Annotated in this window: 16 protein-coding genes and 2 riboswitches; of the genes, 4 read left to right on the top strand and 12 right to left on the bottom strand. The window is 71.1% G+C overall.

Going from position 1 to position 17,500, the window contains the following annotated elements:
• Positions 1–12 precede the first annotated feature (12 nt).
• Complete coding sequence (gene mnmA / locus ABT154_RS13190) at positions 13–1,179, bottom strand: tRNA 2-thiouridine(34) synthase MnmA (RefSeq protein WP_351856559.1); 1,167 nt, start codon at positions 1,177–1,179, stop codon at positions 13–15.
• A gap of 61 nt (positions 1,180–1,240) precedes the next feature.
• Here mnmA and ABT154_RS13185 point away from each other — a divergent pair, with 61 nt between their 5' ends.
• The gene (locus tag ABT154_RS13185; RefSeq protein WP_351856862.1) at positions 1,241–1,900 is read left to right on the top strand and encodes an N-acetylmuramoyl-L-alanine amidase; all 660 of its coding nucleotides are present in this window, start codon (positions 1,241–1,243) and stop codon (positions 1,898–1,900) included.
• 88 nt (positions 1,901–1,988) lie between these two features.
• Here ABT154_RS13185 and ABT154_RS13180 read toward each other — a convergent pair whose 3' ends face one another.
• From ABT154_RS13180 to ABT154_RS13130, 11 genes are all read right to left on the bottom strand, one after another.
• The gene (locus ABT154_RS13180; RefSeq protein ID WP_351856557.1) at positions 1,989–3,152 is read right to left on the bottom strand and encodes a cysteine desulfurase family protein; all 1,164 of its coding nucleotides are present in this window, start codon (positions 3,150–3,152) and stop codon (positions 1,989–1,991) included.
• Positions 3,153–3,252: 100 nt separating this feature from the next.
• Positions 3,253–4,137, bottom strand: a complete 885-nt coding sequence (locus tag ABT154_RS13175; RefSeq protein WP_351856556.1) for a thioesterase family protein — start codon at positions 4,135–4,137, stop codon at positions 3,253–3,255.
• 23 nt (positions 4,138–4,160) lie between these two features.
• Positions 4,161–4,838 carry a trimeric intracellular cation channel family protein gene (locus tag ABT154_RS13170; RefSeq protein WP_351856554.1) on the bottom strand — a complete coding sequence of 226 codons (678 nt, stop codon included), beginning with the start codon at positions 4,836–4,838 and terminating at the stop codon, positions 4,161–4,163.
• Between the two features lie 202 nt (positions 4,839–5,040).
• Positions 5,041–6,222, bottom strand: a complete 1,182-nt coding sequence (locus tag ABT154_RS13165; RefSeq protein ID WP_351856552.1) for an ABC transporter ATP-binding protein — start codon at positions 6,220–6,222, stop codon at positions 5,041–5,043.
• Positions 6,223–6,230: 8 nt separating this feature from the next.
• Positions 6,231–7,334 carry an ABC transporter ATP-binding protein gene (locus ABT154_RS13160; RefSeq protein WP_351856550.1) on the bottom strand — a complete coding sequence of 368 codons (1,104 nt, stop codon included), beginning with the start codon at positions 7,332–7,334 and terminating at the stop codon, positions 6,231–6,233.
• Positions 7,331–8,329 carry an ABC transporter permease gene (locus tag ABT154_RS13155; RefSeq protein WP_351856548.1) on the bottom strand — a complete coding sequence of 333 codons (999 nt, stop codon included), beginning with the start codon at positions 8,327–8,329 and terminating at the stop codon, positions 7,331–7,333. The genes ABT154_RS13160 and ABT154_RS13155 overlap by 4 nt, the downstream gene beginning before the upstream one ends.
• A 77-nt stretch (positions 8,330–8,406) precedes the next feature.
• Positions 8,407–10,173, bottom strand: coding sequence for an ABC transporter substrate-binding protein (locus ABT154_RS13150; RefSeq protein ID WP_351856546.1), 1,767 nt, complete (start codon positions 10,171–10,173; stop codon positions 8,407–8,409).
• Between the two features lie 106 nt (positions 10,174–10,279).
• Positions 10,280–11,314: an ABC transporter permease gene (locus ABT154_RS13145; protein ID WP_351856544.1), complete on the bottom strand. Its 1,035-nt coding sequence runs from the start codon at positions 11,312–11,314 to the stop codon at positions 10,280–10,282.
• A gap of 363 nt (positions 11,315–11,677) precedes the next feature.
• Positions 11,678–12,469 carry an enhanced serine sensitivity protein SseB C-terminal domain-containing protein gene (locus ABT154_RS13140; RefSeq protein ID WP_351856542.1) on the bottom strand — a complete coding sequence of 264 codons (792 nt, stop codon included), beginning with the start codon at positions 12,467–12,469 and terminating at the stop codon, positions 11,678–11,680.
• Between the two features lie 74 nt (positions 12,470–12,543).
• The gene (locus tag ABT154_RS13135; protein ID WP_351856540.1) at positions 12,544–13,284 is read right to left on the bottom strand and encodes an enhanced serine sensitivity protein SseB; all 741 of its coding nucleotides are present in this window, start codon (positions 13,282–13,284) and stop codon (positions 12,544–12,546) included.
• A 124-nt stretch (positions 13,285–13,408) separates the two neighbouring features.
• Positions 13,409–14,071: an AAA family ATPase gene (locus ABT154_RS13130; RefSeq protein WP_351856538.1), complete on the bottom strand. Its 663-nt coding sequence runs from the start codon at positions 14,069–14,071 to the stop codon at positions 13,409–13,411.
• 152 nt (positions 14,072–14,223) lie between these two features.
• Positions 14,224–14,323: riboswitch (glycine riboswitch) on the top strand.
• Between the two features lies 1 nt (position 14,324).
• A riboswitch (glycine riboswitch) is annotated at positions 14,325–14,436 on the top strand.
• 57 nt (positions 14,437–14,493) lie between these two features.
• Between ABT154_RS13130 and gcvT the strand changes: the two genes are divergently transcribed.
• The 3 genes from gcvT (at position 14,494) to glyA (ending at position 17,442) form a co-directional block, all read left to right on the top strand.
• Positions 14,494–15,669 carry a glycine cleavage system aminomethyltransferase GcvT gene (gene gcvT, locus ABT154_RS13125; protein ID WP_351856536.1) on the top strand — a complete coding sequence of 392 codons (1,176 nt, stop codon included), beginning with the start codon at positions 14,494–14,496 and terminating at the stop codon, positions 15,667–15,669.
• Positions 15,670–15,766: 97 nt separating this feature from the next.
• Positions 15,767–16,144: a glycine cleavage system protein GcvH gene (gene gcvH / locus ABT154_RS13120; RefSeq protein WP_351856534.1), complete on the top strand. Its 378-nt coding sequence runs from the start codon at positions 15,767–15,769 to the stop codon at positions 16,142–16,144.
• Positions 16,145–16,176: 32 nt separating this feature from the next.
• A complete protein-coding gene (gene glyA, locus ABT154_RS13115) occupies positions 16,177–17,442 on the top strand; it encodes a serine hydroxymethyltransferase (protein WP_351856532.1) in 1,266 nt (421 codons plus the stop codon).
• The last annotated feature ends 58 nt before the right edge of the window (positions 17,443–17,500 follow it).

Raw genomic sequence — 17,500 nt, 5'->3', positions numbered from 1 at the left:
AGCGTCCGGGGGTTACGCCCGCGCCGCAGCCGTCGTCTCTTCCGGCTCCGCCGCCGTGCGACGTGCCGTCGTCGCGATCGTCGCCGAGCCCACCACGCGCGTGCCGTCGTACAGCACGATCGCCTGGCCGGGGGCCACACCGCGGACCGGCTCGTCGAAGGCGACCGTGAGCGCGCCGTCCGCCAGGAGGGCCGTGACCTCGGTCTCGCCGCCGTGGGCGCGGAGCTGGGCCGTGTAGCGGCCCTCGCCCGCCGGGGCGGTGCCGCACCAGCGGGGCTTGATCGCGGTCAGGCCCGTGACGTCCAGGGCCTCGACGGGGCCGACCGTCACCGTGTTGTTCACCGGCGAGATGTCGAGGACGTAGCGCGGCTTGCCGTCCGCCGCCGGGTGCCCGATCCGCAGGCCCTTGCGCTGGCCGATCGTGAAGCCGTACGCACCCTCGTGGGTGCCGACCTTCGCACCCGCCTCGTCGACGATGTCGCCCTCCGCCCTGCCCAGGCGCGAGGCGAGGAAGCCCTGGGTGTCACCGTCGGCGATGAAGCAGATGTCGTGGCTGTCGGGCTTCTTCGCGACCGCGAGCCCGCGCCGCTCGGCCTCCGCCCGGATCTCGTCCTTGGTGGTGAGGGTGTCGCCCAGCGGGAACATCGCGTGCGCGAGCTGCTTCTCGTCGAGCACGCCGAGCACGTACGACTGGTCCTTGGCCATGTCGGAGGCCCGGTGCAGCTCACGGGTGCCGTCCTCGTTCAGGACGACCGTGGCGTAGTGGCCGGTGCAGACCGCGTCGAAGCCGAGGGCGAGCGCCTTGTCGAGCAGCGCCGCGAACTTGATCTTCTCGTTGCAGCGCAGGCACGGGTTGGGCGTACGGCCGGCCTCGTACTCCGCGACGAAGTCGTCGACGACGTCCTCGCGGAACCGCTCGGCGAGGTCCCACACGTAGAACGGGATGCCGATCACGTCGGCCGCCCGGCGCGCGTCGCGCGAGTCCTCGATGGTGCAGCAGCCACGCGCGCCCGTGCGGAAGGACTGCGGGTTCGCGGAGAGGGCGAGGTGCACACCGGTGACGTCGTGACCGGCTTCGGCGGCACGGGCGGCGGCGACGGCCGAGTCCACTCCGCCTGACATGGCGGCAAGTACCCGGAGGGGGCGGGTGAGGGGGCGCGGGGGCGGAGTCTGAGTCATAGCCCTACCAGGGTACGGGGCCGCGGGAACCACGGTCGCGGTAGTGAGCGTTCTCGGTGGCATGGGGAGCAAGGGGAACGGTGGGGACAGGCGGGTGGGGCGGCGTGCGGTGCTGCTCGGCGGCGGGGTCGCCGTGCTGGGCACGGCCGCGCTGGCCAGGGAGGAGCTGGCGCGCGCGTGGTGGCGGCTGCCCGGCATGGAGAAGAAGCGGGCCGAAGGCGAGCTCGACCACAAGGGCGCCGAGTGGACCTCGGCGGCGCGGGCGAACTGGCGGCGGGCCGACCGGCCGGACGACTACCGGATCGACCGGGTCGTGATCCATGTCGTCCAGGGCAGCTACGCGAGCGCGCTGAGGGTCTTCAAGGACCCCGGACACGGGGCCGCGGCGCACTACGTCGTCCGGAAGGACGGGCATGTGGCGCAGATGATCAGGGAGCTCGACGTCGCCTTCCACGCCGGGAACCGCGACATGAACGAGCGGAGCGTCGGCATCGAGCACGAGGGCTTCGTCGACCGGCCGCAGGACTTCACGGCGGCGATGTACACGGGGTCGGCGCGGCTGACGGCCGACATATGCGCGCGGCACGGGATACCTGTCGACCGGGAGCACATCATCGGCCATGTGGAGGTCGAGGGGACGGACCACACCGACCCGGGGCCGCACTGGGACTGGGACCGCTATATGAGGCTGGTGCGGGAGGCGTCGAAGACGCGGGCGTGAGGGGCGGGGCGGGGGCCCTGCCCGGGTGCGGGGCCGGGTGCGGGTGCGGGGCCGATTCCGGGCGTGAGGGTCTCCTCCTCCCGTCGGCTCAGGTCAGGCCCGCGGTCCTCGCCCGTTCCACGGCCGGGCCGATCGCGTCCGCGACCGCCGCCACGTCCTCCTTCGTCGAGGTGTGGCCGAGCGAGAAGCGCAGGGTGCCCCGGGCCAGGTCCGGATCGGTGCCCGTCGCCAGCAGGACATGGCTGGGCTGCGCGATGCCGGCGGTGCAGGCGGAGCCGGTGGAGCAGGCGATGCCGGCCGCGTCGAGCAGCAGGAGCAGGGAGTCGCCCTCGCAGCCGGGGAAGGTGAAGTGGGCGTTGGCCGGGAGCCGGTCGGCCGGGTCGCCGCCGAGGATCACGTCGGGGACGAGCGTACGGACGGCGGTCACCAGCTCGTCGCGCAGTGCGCCGACCTCGCGGGCGAACTCCTCGCGCCGTTCGGCGGCGAGCCGGGCGGCGACGGCGAAGGCCGCGACGGCCGGTACGTCCAGGGTGCCGGAGCGCACATGCCGCTCCTGGCCGCCGCCGTGCAGCACGGGTACGGGGGTGTACTCACGGCCCAGGAGCAGGGCGCCGATGCCGTAGGGGCCGCCGATCTTGTGGCCGGACACGGTCATCGCGGCGAGGCCGGAGGCCGCGAAGTCGACCTCCACCTGGCCGACGGCCTGGACGGCGTCGGCGTGCAGCGGGACGCCGAACTCGGCGGCGACGTCGGCGAGCCCGCGGACCGGCATGATCGTGCCGATCTCGTTGTTCGCCCACATGACGGTGGCGAGCGCGACGGACTCCGGGTCCCGGGCGATGGCCTCGCGCAGGGCCTCGGGGTGGACCCGGCCGTGCCGGTCCACCGGCAGGTACTCGACCTCGGCGCCCTCGTGGGTGGCGAGCCAGTCGACGGCGTCGAGCACGGCGTGGTGCTCGACGGGGCTGGCCAGGACGCGGGTGCGGCGGGGGTCGGCGTCGCGGCGGGCCCAGTAGAGGCCCTTCACGGCGAGGTTGTCGGCCTCGGTGCCTCCGGAGGTGAAGACGACCTCGCTCGGCCGCGCGCCGAGGGCGGCGGCGAGGGTCTCGCGCCCCTCCTCGACGGTCCGCCGGGCCCGCCGTCCGGCGGCGTGCAGGGAGGAGGCGTTGCCCGTGACGGCGAGGTGGGCGGTCATCGCCTCGATCGCCTCGGGCAGCATCGGCGTGGTCGCGGCGTGGTCGAGGTAAGCCATGGTGGATCGATTCTACGAGTCCGCGCCGCCGGCCCCGGAGGGTGGCCGGATCGGACCGTGCCCCGCCCGGTGCGAAGGGGCGGGGCGGACCCTCGGTCCGTCAGCCGCGCGGTGCGCGCGCCAGCTGGCGGGACTGGGCCACCAGGCGGTCCGCGCTGTCCCAGACCTCCGCGTCCTCCTCCAGGAATCCGCCGGCCAGGTTGCGGGTCGTGATCGAGACCCGCAGCGGGCCGGGGGCCGGGCGGCAGCGGACGTGGGTCGTAAGCTCGACCGTGGGCGTCCAGCCCTTCAGGCCCAGCTCGAACGAGGTCGGGGGCAGTGCGTCGACGGTCAGGAGCAGTGAGAGCGCGTCCGGCTCCCGGCCGTCCGCGAGGCCGAACCACGCCCGCATCTCGCCCTTGCCCGACGGCGCGCCGACCGCCCAGCCGACGCAGGAGGGGTCCAGCCAGATGTCGAGCCGCTCCGTGATCGCCGAGGAGCCGGGGATCTGCGGCGTCGGGCCGTCCGAGGCGCCGAAGCAGTTCTCGATCGCCGCCATCGCCGGCGGGGTCGCGGTGGTGCGGACGTCGTCGGGGAGCGCGTCCAGGTCGCCGTACGAGGCGAGCACCCGGATCCGCTCGACCTCGGTGCCGTCCTCGGCGTACTGGAAGAGGGAGGCCTGTCCCGTGGACAGGGTCCGGCCGGTGCGGACGGTCTCCGTCCTGATCACGGCCGGGCCGGGCACGGACGGCGTCAGGTAGTGCGCCGAGATCGTGAACGGGTCCGGGTGCGGGAGGTGGTCGCCGAGCGCGCGGCCGAGGAGAGCGAGGAGGTAGCCGCCGTTGACCGCGGCGATGATCGTCCAGCCGGCGGAGAGGTCCGCGTCGTAGACGCCGGGTTCGCGGCGGGTGACGGCGGTGTCGCGGTCGAACTCGCTCGTCGCGGCGGCCGGCGCGGCCGTCGCCGCGTTCGTCCCTGTGGGGCTCGTCTCGGTGCTCGTGCTCATGGTTGCGACGGTACCCCAGAGGGCTACTGAGCGGTAGCTTTTTCTGGCTGCTCGCGGGCGGTGGAGCGCCGGTTCCAGGCGCGGGGCGCCCGCCAGTGGTAGCGCAGCGCGAGCAGCCGCAGCACGAAGGCGGTGACGACGGCGGCGCCGCTGGTGAACGCGTTCAGGGCGTCGAACCGGATGCAGAGGACGACCATCGCGGCTCCGACGATGGCCGGGACGGCGTACAGGTCGCGGTCCCAGCGCAGCAGCGACGGCACCTCGTTGGCGAGCACGTCCCGCAGGACACCGCCCCCGACGGCCGTCGCGAGGCCGAGCGCGGCGGAGGACGTCAGGCCGAGCCCGTAGTCGTACGCCTTGGTCGTACCGGTGACGCAGAACAGGCCCAGGCCGGCCGCGTCGAAGACGTTGACGGCGGTCTGGGTGCGCTCGACCTCCGGGTGCAGGAAGAAGACGAGCACCGCCGCGATCAGGGGCATGAGGAAGTAGCCCAGGTCCGTGAAGGCGGCGGGGGGTACGGCGCCGATGATCAGGTCGCGGAAGAGCCCGCCGCCGAGGGCGGTGACCTCGGCGAGGACGGCGATGCCGAAGACGTCGAAGTTCTTCCGGACGGCGAGGAGGGCGCCGGAGATGGCGAAGACGAAGATGCCGACGAGATCGAGGGCGTGTTGGACGGAGGGGGTGAACAGGTCGTGGAGCACCGCCCAATTGTGCCGGTTGTTCCCACGGGGGCCGCGGGGGCTCCCCGGGTCGGGGGGCGGGGGCGGGCGCGGGCCGTGGGCGGGGCCGGGATTCCCCAGCCCGCCCCGTCCCGAAACCCTGCCGGGACCGGGGGCACCGCCCTCGAACCCCCGGGCGCGCGAAGGCCCCTGGTGCCTTGTGGCACCAGGGGCCCTCCTCGCGTCACGCCTTCGGCGCGTCGGCCTCCGGCTCCGGCGTCTCCGCCTCGTCGGCGGCCACCGGCTCCTCGGGCTCCGGCGTCTCCGCCTCGTCGGCGGCCACCGGCTCCTCCGGCTCCGGCGTCTCCGCCTCGGCCTCCGGCTCCTCCGGCTTCGGGGCGGTCGTGATCTCCACCGACTGCCTCGCCCCCGGGATCGTCAGGGACTCCGCGTTCTCCGGGTGGTGGCATGCCACGCGCTGGCCCGGGCGGAGTTCCACCAGCGGGGGTTCCTGGGTCCGGCAGACCTCCGTCGCCTTCCAGCAGCGGGTGTGGAAGCGGCAGCCCGGCGGCGGGGCGATCGGGGACGGGACGTCGCCGGTGAGGAGGATGCGGTCGCTCTTCGCTCCCCGGCGGCGCGGGTCCGGGATCGGGACCGCGGACATCAGGGCCCGGGTGTACGGGTGCATCGGGTTCTCGTAGAGGGACTTGCGGTCCGCGAGTTCCACGACCTTGCCGAGGTACATCACCGCGATGCGGTCCGAGACGTGCCGGATGACCGACAGGTCGTGCGCGATGATCACGTACGTCAGGCCCAGCTCCTGCTGGAGGTCGTCCAGCAGGTTCACCACCTGCGCCTGGATGGAGACGTCCAGGGCCGACACGGGCTCGTCCGCCACGACCAGCTTCGGCTTCAGGGCCAGCGCGCGGGCGATGCCGATGCGCTGGCGCTGGCCGCCGGAGAACTCGTGCGGGTAGCGGTTGTAGTGCTCCGGGTTCAGGCCGACCAGGCCCAGCAGGCGCTGGACCTCCTTCTTCACGCCGCCCTCGGGCTCCACGCCCTGGAGCTTGAAGGGCGCCGAGACGATCGTGCCGACCGTGTGTCGCGGGTTCAGCGAGCCGTACGGGTCCTGGAAGATCATCTGGATGTCCCGGCGGAACGGGCGCATGCCCGAGATGCCGAGGTGCGAGATGTCCTTGCCCTGGAACTCGACCGTGCCGTCGGTCGGTTCGAGCAGCCGGGTGATGAGCCGCCCCATCGTGGACTTGCCGCAGCCGGACTCGCCGACGACACCGAGGGTCTCACCGGGGAAGACCTCGAAGTCGATCCCGTCGACCGCCTTGACCGCGCCGGTCTGGCGCTGGAGAAGCCCCTTCTTGATGGGGAAGTGCTTCTTCAGGCCGGTGACCTTGAGCAGAGGTTCCATGTTGTCGCTCACAGTTTCGGCGCAATCTCTTCGGTCCAGATGCGGGTCCGCTCCTCCTGCGGCATGTGGCACGCCGAGAAGTGGCGGTCCCCGGCCGGCTCCAGCTCCGGCCGCACGGTGCGCGTGACGCCGCCCTTGGGGACGTCCGCGTACGGGCAGCGGGGGTTGAAGGCGCAGCCGCTCGGGATGTTGATGAGGCTGGGCGGGTTGCCCTTGACCGGGATGAGCCGCTCGGTCTGGTCGCGGTCGATCCTCGGCATCGAGCCGAGCAGGCCCCAGGTGTAGGGGTGCTGGGGCTCGTAGAAGACGGATTCGGCCGGTCCGCGCTCGACGCAGCGCCCGCCGTACATCACGAGGATGTCGTCGGCGAGCTCGGCGACGACGCCGAGGTCGTGGGTGATGATGACGACCGCGGAGCCGAACTCCTTCTGGAGGTCCCGCATCAGGTCGAGGATCTGGGCCTGCACGGTCACGTCGAGCGCGGTGGTCGGCTCGTCGGCGATGAGCAGCGCGGGGTTGTTGACGAGCGCCATGGCGATCATCGCGCGCTGGCGCATGCCGCCGGAGAACTCGTGCGGGTAGTTGTCGAACCGCTTGGCGGGCTCGGGGATGCCGACCCGGTCGAGGAGTTCGACGGCCCGCCTGCGCGCCGTCTTCTTGTCCACGGCGTGGTGGACGCGGTACGCCTCCACGATCTGGTGGCCGACCGTGTAGTACGGGTGCATCGCGGACAGCGGGTCCTGGAAGATCATGGCCATGTCGCGGCCGCGCATCCGGCGGACCTCTTCGGGGTCCGCCGTGAGGAGCTCGCGCCCGTTCAGCCAGATCTCGCCGGAGATCCTGGCCTTCTGCCGGCCGTACTGGCCGACGGTGTGCAGGCCCATGATGCCGAGCGAGGTGACCGACTTGCCGGAGCCGGACTCGCCCACGATGCCGAGGGTCTTGCCCTTCTCCAGCTGGAAGCTGAGGCCGTCGACCGACTTGACCAGACCGTCGTCGGTCGGGAAGTGGATCTTGAGGTCGCGTACGTCGAGGAAGGCTTCGGAGGGCGCGGAGCCGGTGGCGACGGGCTCTCCGACCGCCGCGCCGGTCTTCGTCAGCTTGTCCGTCATGCGAGCCTCACTCGGGGGTCGATCACCGCGTACAGAAGGTCCACGACGAGGTTGGCGACGACGACGCAGGCCGCGGTGATGAGCGTGACGGCCAGGATCAGCGGCAGGTCGCGCTCGCTCACGCCCTTGATGGCGAGGCCGCCGAGGCCGTGGAGGCTGAACGCGGTCTCGGTCAGGATCGCGCCGCCGACGAGGGCGCCGAGGTCCATGCCGAAGATGGTCAGGATGGGGGTCATGGTGGAGCGCATGGCGTGCTTGCCGAGCACGACCGACTCCGGCAGGCCCTTGGCCCGTGCGGTGCGGATGTAGTCCTCGCCGAGGACCTCCAGCATGGTGGCGCGGGTGAGCCGCGCGTACATCGCCGCGTACAGGAAGGCGAGGGTCACCCAGGGAAGCAGCAGCCCGCCGAACCAGCCGCCGAAGGACTCGGTGATCGGTACGTACGAGGCGTTGAGCCAGCCCAGCTGGGTACGGAAGACCAGCATGGCCAGCATGGCGGTGAAGAAGATGGGCAGCGAGACACCGGCGAGCGCGGTGATCATGGCCGCGCGGTCGATGATCGTGCCCCGCTTGAGCGCGGAGACGACACCCGTGGACACGCCCAGGACGAGCCACAGCGCCGCGGCGCCGATGACCATCGAGAGGGTGACCGGGAAGGCGTCGACCAGCATCGACGACACGTCCTGCTCGGTGCGGAACGAGTAGCCGAAGCAGGGCGCCGCGCAGTGGATGGTGTCACCGCCGCCGGTGTAGTCACGTCCGACGAAGATGCCGGAGACGAAGTGCCAGAACTGCACCAGGATCGGCTCGTCCAGGCCCAGCTTCTGCCGGATGGCCTCGATGGAAGCCGGATCCGCCTGCTTGCCGACGAACATCGCGGCAGGGTCGCTGCCGGTCATCTTGGGGATGAGGAAGAAGATGCTGAGCGTCACCAGAGTGACGACGAGCAGCATCACGACGACTGCGAAGAGCCGTCGGACTATGTATGCAAGCATGCGGTCGGCCGCCGCCAACGGCCATCACCTGCCCTTCGGACCTGGCGGCGGGTGGTGCGCCGGTGAAGCGGGTCGGATTACTTGACGACGCCGAGCGACGCGTAGTCGTAGCGGCCGTTGTAGGCGTCGGCCGTGTAGACGTTGGTCAGCCGGGAGCTGCGCCAGATGATGTTCTTCTCGTGGGTGAAGGGCAGGTAGACCGCGGCCTCCGAGACCTTCGTGTTGATCTGCTTGTAGAGCTCGCCGGCCTTGGCCGGGTCGGTCTCCTTCAGCGCCTGGTCGAACAGGCCGTTGATGGCCTTGTCGTTCAGCTCCGAGAAGTTGTTGTTGCCGCTCTGCAGGATGAAGCGACCGTCGACCAGCGGCTGGAGGAAGCCCTGACCGGTCGGGAAGTCGGCGCCCCAGCCCATGATGATGATGCCGTAGCCCTTCTCCTTGACGACCTTCGGCGAACCGATGATGCCGGAGGTCTGGGCGCCGTCGAACTGGTCGATCTGGGCGTCGATGCCGACGGCCTTCAGCGACTGCTGGAGGGACTCGGCCGTCGCGATCTCGATCTTCTTGTTGTTACGGACCGCGATCGTGGTCTTGAAGCCCTTCGGCTTGCCGCACTTCGCGAGCGCTTCCTTCGCCTTGGTGAGGTCCGGGGCGCCCGTGAGCTTGCCGTACGGGTCGGCCTTCGGGTCGGCACCCTTGATCGCCGGCGGCAGCATGTTGGAGGCGATGTCGCCACCGGCCTGCGGGCCGCCGCGGGCGGTCTGCAGGGACTTCGAGTCGGCCGCGTAGATGATGGCCTTGCGGCACTCGATGTTGGGGATGACCGTCTGCGGGAAGACCGCGTAACGGATGAAGCCCGTCTGCGGGTTGTCGACGTTGCCCTTGTGCTGCTGGAGCACCTTCTGGCGGGCGGAGGCGCCGACGCCCGTCGCGTTGATGTCGAGGTCGTACTCGCCCTCGACCAGACGGTTGTCCATGTCGTCGGCGTTCGTGGTGAACGTGACGCTGATCTTGTCCGGCAGGGCCTTGCGGACGGTGTCCGTCTTGGCGTCCCACTTGTCGTTGCGGACGAGCTTCATGGACTTGTTGGGGGTGTACGACTCCCACTTGTACGGGCCCGAGGAGAACACGTTCAGGCCGTACTTGGCCTTGGTGTCCTTGTCCTGGCGGACCGGGGAGGCGGCCGGCATGGCCAGCATCTGCAGGAAGTCACCGTTGGCGACCGGCAGCTTGAAGACGATGGTCTTGTCGTCCGGGGTCTCGATCGCCTTGAGGCCGAGCTTGTCCGCGGAGGTGTCCTTGTAGGGACCCTTGTACTCGCTCTTGGGGTCGAGGACCTGCTGCAGGTAGATCGGGCCGCCGGAGATGACGTCCTGCGCCCAGATGCGCTCGATGCCGTACTTGATGTCCTTGGAGGTGATCGGCTTGCCGTCCTCCCAGGCCACCCCGTCCTTCAGCGTGAAGGTGTAGGTGAGGCCGTCGGGCGAGACCTTGCCGGCGTCGGTGGCGAGGTCCGGGACGAGCTCGGTGGAGGCGGCACCCGGCTCGGCCTTGAAGGTGACCAGCTGGCGCGTGTAGTAGCGCTGGAAGTCCCAGACGAAGCCGTAGTAGCCGCGCTGCGGGTCCCAGTTGTCGGCCTCCTGCGAGCCGATGAACTTCAGCTCGCCGCCCTTCTTGGAGGAGGCGTTGGCGACCTTGTTCACACCGGCGTCGAAGCCGGGCGCACCGTCCTTGCCCTTGTCGCCGCCGCCGCTGTCGCCGCCGCAGGCGGTGGTGACGACCATCGTGGCCGCCGCGAGCAGCGCGCCCGCGGCGATTCTGCGCCTCTGAGAGCTCATCAGAGTCATGGGTCTCGCAACCTCCGGGTAGTGGCGGCCGGGTACGGCGCGCCGATTGGGAAGGGCCTCCTGTCGCCAGCGGCAGGGGCGGGTCAAGCGGGTCGTCGGCGAGCGGTCAGCGGGAGCCCTTCGGGTCGAGCGCGTCACGCACGCCGTCGCCGAAGAGGTTGAACGCCAGGACGGTGATGAAGATCGCGAGGCCGGGGATCACCATGAACAGGGGGTCCGACTCGTAGGTGGTGATGGCGGTCGACAGCATCTGTCCCCAGGAGGCCGTCGGAGGCTTCACACCCGCGCCGAGGAAGCTGAGCGCCGCTTCGGTGAGGATGTTGGTGGGGATCATGAGCGTCGCGTAGACCGTGATCGGGGCGATCAGGTTGGGCAGCAGCTCACGGCGGAGGATGTAGAGGCGGCCCGCGCCGAGGCTCTGGGCGGCCTCCACGTACTCGCGGTTGCGCAGCGAGAGGGTCTGGCCTCGGACGATGCGGCCCACGTAGGGCCAGCCGAAGAAGCCGATGACCACGACCAGGGCGGCGATGCGGACGCCCGAGCCGTCGAGGCCGAGGAGTTCGTTGGGCAGGACGGAGACCAGGGCGATCGTGAAGAGCAGCTGCGGGAAGGCGAGCATCACGTCCATGACACGGCTGAGGGCCGCGTCGATCCAGCCGCCGAAGTAGCCCGCGATGATGCCGAGGATCGTGCCGAGGACGACCGCGAAGACCGCCGCGAGGAAGGCGACGAGCAGCGAGATCCGGGCGCCGTAGACGATGCGGCTGAAGACGTCGCGGCCGTTGACCGGCTCGACGCCGAAGAGGAAGTCGCCGCTGACGCCGCCCCAGGAACCGATCGGTGTGCCGAAGAGCGGGTCGATCTGGTCCTCGTGGAACTCGTCCGGCGGGTGGCCGAGGAGTCCGACGATGAGCGGGGCGAAGATCGCGACCAGGACGAGGAAGAGGACGACGAAGGCGCCCGCGAGGGCCAGCTTGTCGCGCTTGAGGCGGGTCCAGGCGATCTTCCAGGGCGAGCGGCCCTCGATCGCCTTGCCGATGGTGCCGGTCGCGCCGGATCCGTCCGGCGTGCCGGGTGCGTCGGGCGCGGCGTCGACGGAGGTCGGCTCGCCCGCACTCGTCTCGTGCAGTGGTGCCGTCATCGTGGTGAGGACCCCTCTCGGCCGCCGGTAGCCGGCCCTTGCCCGCCGCGGGTAGCGGCTCGGTGGAACAACCTGCTGGGCATGTGCTCGAAAAGGAGCTGAACGCCCGGTGTTCCGGGGAGTCTTCAATGCGCTTGCGATCACCCGCCAGCCCTGACGAGGAATGTTTGCTCAAACGTGATGCGGTGCTGCGACTTCCGTTATCCGGACGTCGTGATCACGTGAGCGGACCATCTCGGTCGCTCTTCCCCCCAATCGGACATGTCGCTCAACTGGGCGGTCCGAGGTCGTAATTGGGGCGAAGGGAAGCCTCCGGAGCGAACCACGGAGGCCGGTGGGGCGGAACGCCGGACGAGGTGCGTCTCAGTATCCGGACGGAGCCGGAGGCGGGTAGCCGTATCCGGGGACGGGCGCGGAGCCGCGTCCGGCGTGTGCCTCGCGGTCGTAGAAGGGGCGTCCGTTCGCCCGCAGCCACAGGGCCACCGGGTCGTAGGCGTCGGAGAGGGCGACCGTGGAGACGGGCAGGCCCTCGGGTACGGCGCCGATCGACTGGCGCATCATCGCGCGGACCGCGTCGACGGCGGCCGTGGAGGTGTCGTACAGGTCGAGACCGATGACGAGGTACGGGGAGCCGAGCGCGGGCTGCACCCAGCCGCGGCGCAGGGCGCGGACGGCCGGGGTGCGGTGCGCGTTCTGCGTGAGCAGGGCGTAGAACTGCGGGATCTCCAGGGTGGGATCGGTGACCCGCAGGGGTCCCGCGGGCATCCGGTCGAGGCCGGTGGCGATCCGCCGCAGGTCGGCCCAGGGGATGCCGAGGCCGCCGCCGGGGGCGTGCGGATTGAGCCAGACGCCCCAGCGGTCGGGGTAGAGGGCGCGGGCGATCTCGCGGCCGGTGACCAGCTCGTGGGCGCGGTTCCAGCCGGATGCGGCGAGTTCCCGGTCGGAGGTGACGCAGGGCGCGTAGCCGAAGCCGTCGACCTCCATGTTCCCGTACTGGGCGTCGGCCGTGCCGGGCGAGCCGTGCCAGAGCAGCATCCGGAGTTCGCCGTCCGCGAGGGCGTGCAGCAACTGCTCGTACGCGTCGTAGCGTCCGGGTGCCACCTGGCGCAGCGTGTGCTCGACCTGATCGGTCGCAGCGGTGCCTGACGCGCTCACCCTGGGTCCCGCCCCTCTTTCGTCCACCACGTCTGTCCAGCTACCGGTTCAGTTCAGCTTAAGCAGGGGGCCGCTCACCCGGCGGCGCGCTGGTAGAAGGGGCGCACCCGCTCCAGCATCCAGTCGCCGACCGGGTCCTGCGCCATGTCGAGCAGGATGAGGTTGACCGGCCACGCCACCTCGACCCGGCCGAGGGCGCGGCCGAGGGCGTCCAGGGGTGCGTTGCGGTCGATGCCGTCCCAGGCGGAGAGCTGGACGCCGACGAAGAGGGCGGGTTCGGTGCCCTCGACGCTGGCGAGGGCGCGGCGGGCGGTGACGACGACGCCGGTGGCCTCGAACTCGGCGGCGGCGGCGGAGAGGAAGTCGACGGGGTCGTCCTGCCAGTCGGGCTCGAAGAGGCGGACCCGGCCGCCGCTCGCGGGGCCGTCGAGCGGGGTGCGTCCGGCACGGCAGAGTTCGACGACGGCGGGCGGGGGCAGCGGGACGCCGACGGTGCCGCCGGGGTTCACCGCGATGCCGAGCTGCGGGGGCAGGCCGCGGGCGAAGTCGCGGGCGGGGGCGACGGTGAAGGACATGTGGTCGCCGACGCAGGCGAGGAACTGTTGTTCGGAGCTGAACACGGGGACGTACGCCGCGCCGTCGATCTCCAGGGTGGGGAGGTCGAGGTCGGTGCTCTCGGCGCTGCCGCCGTTGGGCAGGGGCACCCAGACGGGGCTGCGGCCGAGTACTTCGACCAGCCGACCGCCGGCCTCCGGGTTGCCGAGTGAGGCGGCAAGGACCTCTTCGAGCTCATTGCCCGGCCACGTCACGTCCACGGTCCCGTTTCCCCTTCTCGCACGGCCTGCCGCACCGGCCGCCCGGCAGCACCCTAACGCCGCCCCGGTGGCGGCGTGGCCCAAAGGGTACGGAACGCGGCGGCCCGGGACCCGGGGGCGGCCGTCAGGCGGCCTCCCGGAAGCCGATCCTCCGCAGCGCGTCCGCCGCGTCCCGGTCGAGCAGGGTGGCGGAGGCGCAGCCGTGCGGCAGGCTGCCGGACTCGGCGGCCCGGAGGAGCCGGGCGACGGCCCGCCGGTGCCGGGCCATCGCGTAGGCCGAGACGCCCCGGCCGCGGGCGCGCTGGCCGGCGCGGGCGCAGTCCGGGGTGACGTCGAGGAGCAGGAGGTGCAGGGCACGGCCGCGGCGGCGGGCCTCGCGGGCGAGCCAGCCCCGCACCCAGGACTGGGTGCCGCAGTCGTGGACGATCACCCCGGCGCCGGAGCGCAGGGCGCGGCGGAGCCCGGCGTAGTGGGCGAGCCGGACGAGGGGGCGGTAGAGGGCGTACGGCAGGAGGCGGGGCATGCGGGCCTCCCAGCGCTCGCGGGCGTCCTGGGAGTCGATGCCGGTGCCCTCGGCGGCGCGCTTCATGAGGGTGGACTTGCCGCTGCCGGGCAGCCCGGAGACGACGACGAGGTCGCCGGCGGCGAAGGTGAGGGCGCGGGGGCCGCGGCCGCCGCGCTCGCGCAGGTCCCGCAGGAGCCGGCCCCGGCGACGGGTTCTGGCGCGGGCCCGCTGGGACGGTATGCCCGTACTCGGAGCGTATGCGCCGGTGTGCTGGAACCTCATCGCTTCTCCCCCCTGCCGGGCCTCAGGAGACCCTTGCCCAAGAAGTGTAAAGAAACAGTAATGAGACACAAGCGATTTGCCCCGCCGGGCCCTCGTGCAATGATGTGCGCGCCAGGCGCGCACAGTCGCCACACAATCGCATACCGGCCGCTCGAATCCGCGCGGGAGAGTTCCGGACCGCACAGCGCGTCCGGGCGCCGAAGGAGCAAGACCCTCCCTTGAATCTCTCAGGCCCCGTACCGCGCGGATGAGGCAGATCTGAAAAGCGGGACACCCTGCCGTGTCCCCACCCAAGGTGCAAGCCGATCTCTCGGTGACGAGATGCTCTCGGTGAACCTCTCAGGTTCCATGACAGATGGGGAGGACGTCCTCGCCGTCATGTGTTCGTCACCGATCACGCCCTTGGGATCCGGGAGCCACCCATGAGCACTGCCCCCCGTCCGACCGCCCACCCGTCGCCCGCCACCGCCCCAGACGAAAGCGCTGCGCGCCGCTCCCCCCTCCTGGCCCTGCATCGTTCCCTGGGCGCGACCATGACCGACTTCGCGGGCTGGGACATGCCGCTCCGGTACGGCAGCGAGCGCGACGAGCACGTCGCCGTCCGCACCAAGGCCGGTCTCTTCGACCTCTCGCACATGGGCGAGATCACCGTCACCGGGCCGCAGGCCGTCGAGCTCCTCGACCACGCCCTCGTCGGCAACATCTCGACGGTGGGCGTCGGCCGCGCCCGCTACACGATGATCTGCCGCGAGGACGGCGGCATCCTCGACGACCTGATCGTCTACCGCCTCGGCGAGACCGAGTACATGGTCGTCGCCAACGCCTCCAACGCCCAGATCGTCCTGGACGCGCTGGTCGCCCGCTCCGGCGGCTTCGAGGCCGAGGTCCGCGACGACCGCGACGCGTACGCCCTGATCGCCGTCCAGGGCCCGGAGTCCCCCGGCATCCTCAAGTCGCTCACCGACGCCGACCTGGACGGTCTGAAGTACTACGCCGGCCTGCCGGGCACCGTCGCGGGCGTGCCCGCGCTGATCGCCCGTACCGGCTACACCGGCGAGGACGGCTTCGAGCTGTTCCTCAAGCCCGAGCACGCCGAGGGCGTCTGGAAGGCGCTGACCGAGGCGGGCGCCCCGGTCGGTCTGATCCCCTGCGGTCTGTCCTGCCGTGACACGCTCCGCCTGGAGGCGGGCATGCCGCTGTACGGCCACGAGCTGACCACCGAGCTCACCCCCTTCGACGCGGGTCTCGGCCGGGTCGTGAAGTTCGAGAAGACGACGAACGAGGGCCGCTTCGTCGGCCGCGAGGCGCTGGAGAAGGCCGCCGAGCGCGCCGAGACCGCCCCGCCGCGCAAGCTCGTCGGCCTGATCGCCGAGGGCCGCCGCGTCCCGCGCGCCGGCTTCTCCGTCGTCAAGGACGGCGTGGTGATCGGCGAGGTGACCTCCGGCGCCCCGTCCCCGACGCTCGGCAAGCCGATCGCCATCGCGTACGTCGACGCGGCGCACGCCACGCCCGGCACCGAGGGTGTAGGTGTGGACATCCGTGGCACCCACGAGCCCTACGAGGTCGTGGCGCTGCCGTTCTACAAGCGCCAGAAGTGACGCATCCGCGCCGGAAGTGACGTATCCGTCTCACTTCGCGTCTCACCCCGTAAGACCCACGTTCATCAGTACTCCCCCGATCCAGGAGAATCAGGCCATGAGCAACCCCCAGCAGCTGCGCTACACCAAGGAGCACGAGTGGCTGTCGGACGCCGAGGACGGCGTCTCGACCGTCGGCATCACGGAGTTCGCCGCCAACGCGCTCGGTGACGTCGTCTTCGCACAGCTCCCCGAGGTCGGCGACACCGTCACCGCGGGCGAGACCTGCGGCGAGCTGGAGTCGACGAAGTCCGTGAGCGACCTGTACTCCCCCGTCTCGGGTGAGGTCGTCGCCGCGAACCAGGACGTGGTGGACGACCCGTCGCTGGTGAACACGGCTCCGTTCGAGGGTGGCTGGCTGTTCAAGGTACGTGTCGCGGGCGAGCCGGACGAGCTGCTCTCCGCCGACGAGTACACCGCGTTCTCCGCCGGCTGAGACCAGGCCCGAGACCCCCTAGGGATCGATTCATGTCGCTTCTGAACACTCCCCTCCACGAGCTGGACCCCGACGTCGCCGCCGCGGTCGACGCCGAGCTCCGCCGCCAGCAGTCCACCCTCGAGATGATCGCCTCGGAGAACTTCGCTCCGGTCGCGGTCATGGAGGCGCAGGGCTCCGTCCTCACCAACAAGTACGCCGAGGGCTACCCGGGCCGCCGCTACTACGGCGGCTGCGAGCACGTCGACGTGGCCGAGCAGATCGCGATCGACCGGATCAAGGACCTGTTCGGCGCCGAGTACGCCAACGTCCAGCCGCACTCGGGCGCCTCCGCGAACCAGGCCGCCCTGTTCGCGATCGCCCAGCCGGGCGACACGATCCTGGGTCTGGACCTGGCGCACGGCGGTCACCTCACCCACGGCATGCGCCTGAACTTCTCGGGCAAGCAGTTCAACGTGGTCGCGTACCACGTCGACGAGGCCGGTCTGGTCGACATGGCCGAGGTCGAGCGCCTCGCCAAGGAGCACCGCCCGAAGGTGATCATCGCGGGCTGGTCCGCCTACCCGCGCCAGCTGGACTTCGCCGAGTTCCGCCGGATCGCCGACGAGGTCGAGGCCTACCTGTGGGTCGACATGGCCCACTTCGCGGGCCTGGTCGCCGCCGGTCTCCACCCGAACCCGGTCGAGTACGCGGACGTGGTGACCTCCACCACGCACAAGACGCTCGGCGGCCCCCGCGGCGGCATCATCCTGGCGAAGAAGGAGTTCGCGAAGAAGCTGAACTCCTCGGTCTTCCCCGGTTTCCAGGGCGGCCCGCTGGAGCACGTGATCGCGGCCAAGGCCGTCTCCTTCAAGGTCGCGGCCTCGGAGGAGTTCAAGGAGCGCCAGCAGCGCACCCTGGACGGCGCCCGTCTGCTGGCCGAGCGCCTGGTCCGGGACGACGTCACCGAGCACGGTGTCTCCGTCCTGTCCGGCGGCACGGACGTGCACCTGGTCCTGGTGGACCTGCGGAACTCCGAGCTGGACGGCCAGCAGGCCGAGGACCGTCTCCACGAGGTCGGCATCACGGTCAACCGGAACGCCGTTCCGAACGACCCGCGCCCGCCGATGGTCACCTCGGGTCTGCGCATCGGCACGCCGGCGCTCGCGACCCGCGGCTTCGGCACCGAGGACTTCACCGAGGTCGCCGACATCATCGCGGAGACCCTGAAGCCCGGCTTCGACGCCGCGAAGGCCGAGTCCCTCAAGGCCCGGGTGACCGCGCTGGCGGACAAGCACCCGCTGTACCCCGGCCTGTAGTAATTTCGTACGCTTTTGTTCCGGGGTTCGTTCGCACGGAACATCGGGGCACCACGCA

Source organism: Streptomyces sp. NPDC001728, assembly GCF_040297565.1.
Lineage (GTDB): Bacteria > Actinomycetota > Actinomycetes > Streptomycetales > Streptomycetaceae > Streptomyces.
Note: the sequence above shows the minus strand (reverse complement) of the source record. Positions and strands in the feature narration are given on the sequence as shown.